Below are 3,387 nucleotides of genomic sequence, written 5' to 3' on the forward strand. Positions count from 1 at the left end.
TGTTTCGGGAGTTTGCCCACGGCGGGCCCGGTGATCAGTGTCTCGCTGAATCTGGAGGCCGGGCTGGCGCTAACCCGGTTCGGAGGATCGTACCGCAAGCCTCTGGAACATTCGCAACGGAGAACGTATCCGATCGTTTGAGTACAGCAATCAGGTGTCTCTGGTGACGTTAAGCCCAAGTGGCCGTATCGCCTTAATGGCACCGGCGAATGAGCCGGTTGAGTTATGGAACTTGGGCAGTCGACAGAAAATCGCTGAACTGAACACCGCCAAGTTCCGCCTGTACTCAGCTCGTTTTGTTGGTGACAGTCGGTTACTTGCCGGGACCACCCATCGTAATATCTTTGAGTTTGATGTGCGCAGTGGTGAGAAAACCCAGACCTGGAAAATTGGTACCGAAGGCGGGCAAGCGTTTAAAAGTGCCATTGTTTTGGACGTGGCCTGGCGCGGTAGCCAGCTGATGGCCGTTGGTTCGAATGGTTACCTGTATGCTTTTTGATTCATGAAAATCTGATAAGCTGCTGGGTAAATGGAGTGCAAATGGCAATTGATGTGACCAATACTGAACCCCGGGCAAGGGTCATTAACGCCCCGAAACCCAAACGCATCCTTGTTGCGAATGCGAAAGGTGGCAGTGGTAAAACAACCGTAGCGACCAATCTGTCGAGTTACTTTGCCGCGCGCGATGAACATTGCACTCTGATTGATTTCGACCCGCAGGGCTCCGCCAGCCAATGGCTGCAGTTACGACAATCCGAACGATCCAAAATTCATGGCGTATCAGCCTTTAAAAAATCAGCGACTCAGGTCACCCGAACCTGGTATTTACGCAACCTTCCTGCTCAAACCACCAAAGTCGTTATTGACACACCTGCTGGGTTAACGGGTGCGCTATTGAATGATTTGGTGCGTGAATCGGATTATATAGTGATTCCCGTGACACCGTCCCCCATCGATATACGGGCAACAACCCTGTTTATTAAAGAACTGTTTTTAACACCTGCTTATCGGGCTAACCCACGAAGCATTGCGGTGGTGGCCAATCGCGTGCGTAAAAACACCTTGGTGTATTCCAAGCTTGAGCTGTTTTTGAAAAGTCTGAAAATCCCGTTTGTGTGCAGTTTCCGCGATACACAGTATTACATCCGTGCGTCGGAATATGGCATGGGGATTCATGATCTGAACAATGCAAAATCGGAAGATGTGACCGATTGGCAAACGCTTGTCGATTGGATTGACGCCAACTAAAGCTACACTCAATCTACCTGTTTTTTAACAAAGCGAACGACCGCAACGAAATCTTTCATCGCATCTATAAGTCTTCAGGTTGCTTTCCAATAAACACAATTTTTTGAGCACTCAAAGTGCAATCTGAATCGATCCGCAAAGATTTCACCGCGCTCGGTCAAAAAACTTGCTGAAAATGCGAACAAACGCTTGAATTTTTATAGCTGGGTGACAATAGTACGTCGTCAGTAAATCAATGTTGTAAAGCCAATTCGAAAGAGGACTGGGGTCATGGCCGCTGCAAAGAAAAAAGCCGCAAAAAAAGCACCAACACGTAAGGTTGCTGCTAAGAAAAAAGCACCTGCGAAGAAAGCGCCTGCAAAGAAAGCAGCCGCAAAAAAATCCACTGCCAGCAAAGCAACAGTTTCGGTTGTTGATCAACTGAAGAAAGACATCGCGAAACTGGAAGCTCAGCTCGATAAAGCTCAGGCAAAAGAGCAGAAAGATACCGACAAGCTGGTCGATTCTCTGAAGAAGAAAGTAGACGCTGCAACGAAGAAAGCGAAAACGGCGGCCGATCGCAAAGCCAAAGCAACGGCAAAAGCTAAAACGTCCAAAACATCAGCAGCGAAAGCGGCTGCTGAAAAAGCCACCGCCGCAGCTGCTGAAACCAAAGCTGCTGTTCGTGACCTGAAAGCGGAACTGGCTGCGGCTAAAGTGCAGGCCGAGAGCGTGAAGTTTGAGGCGAAATTAGCCGCGGCTAAGCAGAAAGGTCTGGCGAAGCTGCAGAAAGATGAAGATAAAGCCCGTGCACTGCGTGAAAAAGAGCTTGCCCGGAAAGCAGCCGCCGAAGCCAAAAAGGCTGAGTTAGCTGAGAAGAAAGCCAAAGCGGCGGCTGAAAAGAAAGCCAAAGCGGAAGCGAAAAAGAAAGCTGCCAAAGAAAAAGCCGCCGCTAAGAAAGCCGCAACTAAGAAAAAAGCGGCCAAAAAACCAGCCGCTAAGAAAACCACGGCCAAGAAAGCGCCCGTGAAGAAAGCCGCAGCAAAAAAAGCCACGGCGAAGAAAGCGCCGGCTAAGAAAGCAGCAGCTAAGCCTGCCGCTAAAAAAGCAACAACCAAAAAAGCGGCTGTGAAGAAGCCTGCGGCGAAGAAAACAGCTGTTAAAAAGCCTGCAGCTAAAAAGCCAGCAGCGAAGAAAACAACCGCGAAAAAACCAGCGGCTAAGAAGGCAGCACCTAAGCCAACGGTTGCTAAGAAAGCCCCGGTAAAACCGGTGACGGCTGCTAAGCCGGCACAAACCAAGCCTGTAGAGTCACCTAAGCCTACTGCACCGGCACCGGCAGCCAAACCGGCGGAAGCGCCGAAACCAGCCGCACCGGTCGCTAAACCGGCTGAACCTGTGAAAAAGGAAGAGGCTCCAAAACCAGCCGCACCGGCGGTTAACACGGTCCCTTCTAATGAAGGACGCAGCCTGTTTGATCCGAAAAAAGACGCTTAATTCGCAAGTGTTGCAATAAAGGGGGCTAAGGCCCCCTTTTTAATGCCCAGCTGAACTTCATATCTCGTGATGACGACGTCGGGTGGATGCCTGTCCGTGCCATCGGATGGCCACTGAGCCAGCGTATCTAATAATTGCAGGTGCAGTCCTTCCAACTCGAGCTCAAACGATTTAAGGCTGACCCGAGCCGCTCCCCTTTGTGTTTTGCGTACCAACCGAACCCGCTTAATCAGTTCCTCAAGCCGATTGAGAGCAGGGCTCTCAAACCCGTCCGCGGCCAGATTACAGCGATTGCGCTGACAATAAGCGAATAACAATAGACGGTTAACGTTGGCTCCGGCCTCATCCTGCCAGGCAAGCAGAGCCTGTTGATGATGCGGATAAACGGTCAGCGCAAAGCGCCACAATGGCGTATTGCTCAGGGCGTTGGTAAACTCGCGCTCCATGATTACTCTCACTGATGTTTCTTTGCAGCTTGGCGGCAAAACGTTGCTTGATCAAGCCAGCGTGTCGATCAATCCAGGCGAACGGATTGCTGTCATCGGAGCCAACGGCACCGGAAAACGACACTCTTTCGAGTCCTTCAAGTGACCTGACGGTTGATGAAGTGACTGTCGTGTACCTGCTCGTTGGCGATTGTCACACATGGCGCAGAAATACCGA

The 3,387-nt window shown here is 50.7% G+C and carries 4 protein-coding genes; 3 read left to right on the forward strand and 1 reads right to left on the reverse strand.

Annotated features, from left to right (window positions below; all coding sequences use genetic code 11):
- The first annotated feature begins 163 nt into the window (after window positions 1-163).
- From MED297_RS19745 to MED297_RS22475, 3 genes are all read left to right on the forward strand, one after another.
- Window positions 164-499 carry a WD40 repeat domain-containing protein gene (locus MED297_RS19745; RefSeq protein WP_154651019.1) on the forward strand — a complete coding sequence of 112 codons (336 nt, stop codon included), beginning with the start codon at window positions 164-166 and terminating at the stop codon, window positions 497-499.
- Window positions 500-540: 41 nt separating this feature from the next.
- On the forward strand, window positions 541-1,248 hold the full coding sequence (locus tag MED297_RS19750; protein WP_008048174.1) for a ParA family protein: 708 nt from the start codon (window positions 541-543) through the stop codon (window positions 1,246-1,248).
- A gap of 270 nt (window positions 1,249-1,518) precedes the next feature.
- Entirely contained in the window at window positions 1,519-2,724 is a 1,206-nt protein-coding gene (locus MED297_RS22475; RefSeq protein ID WP_008048183.1) for a hypothetical protein, read from the forward strand.
- On the opposite strand, the gene MED297_RS19765 is transcribed toward MED297_RS22475, so the two are convergent.
- Window positions 2,721-3,182 carry a DUF2390 domain-containing protein gene (locus MED297_RS19765; RefSeq protein WP_154651020.1) on the reverse strand — a complete coding sequence of 154 codons (462 nt, stop codon included), beginning with the start codon at window positions 3,180-3,182 and terminating at the stop codon, window positions 2,721-2,723. The two genes, MED297_RS22475 and MED297_RS19765, sit on opposite strands and share 4 nt — an antisense overlap.
- Window positions 3,183-3,387 lie beyond the last annotated feature (205 nt).

It is taken from the genome of Reinekea blandensis MED297 (assembly GCF_000153185.1).
Lineage (GTDB): Bacteria > Pseudomonadota > Gammaproteobacteria > Pseudomonadales > Natronospirillaceae > Reinekea > Reinekea blandensis.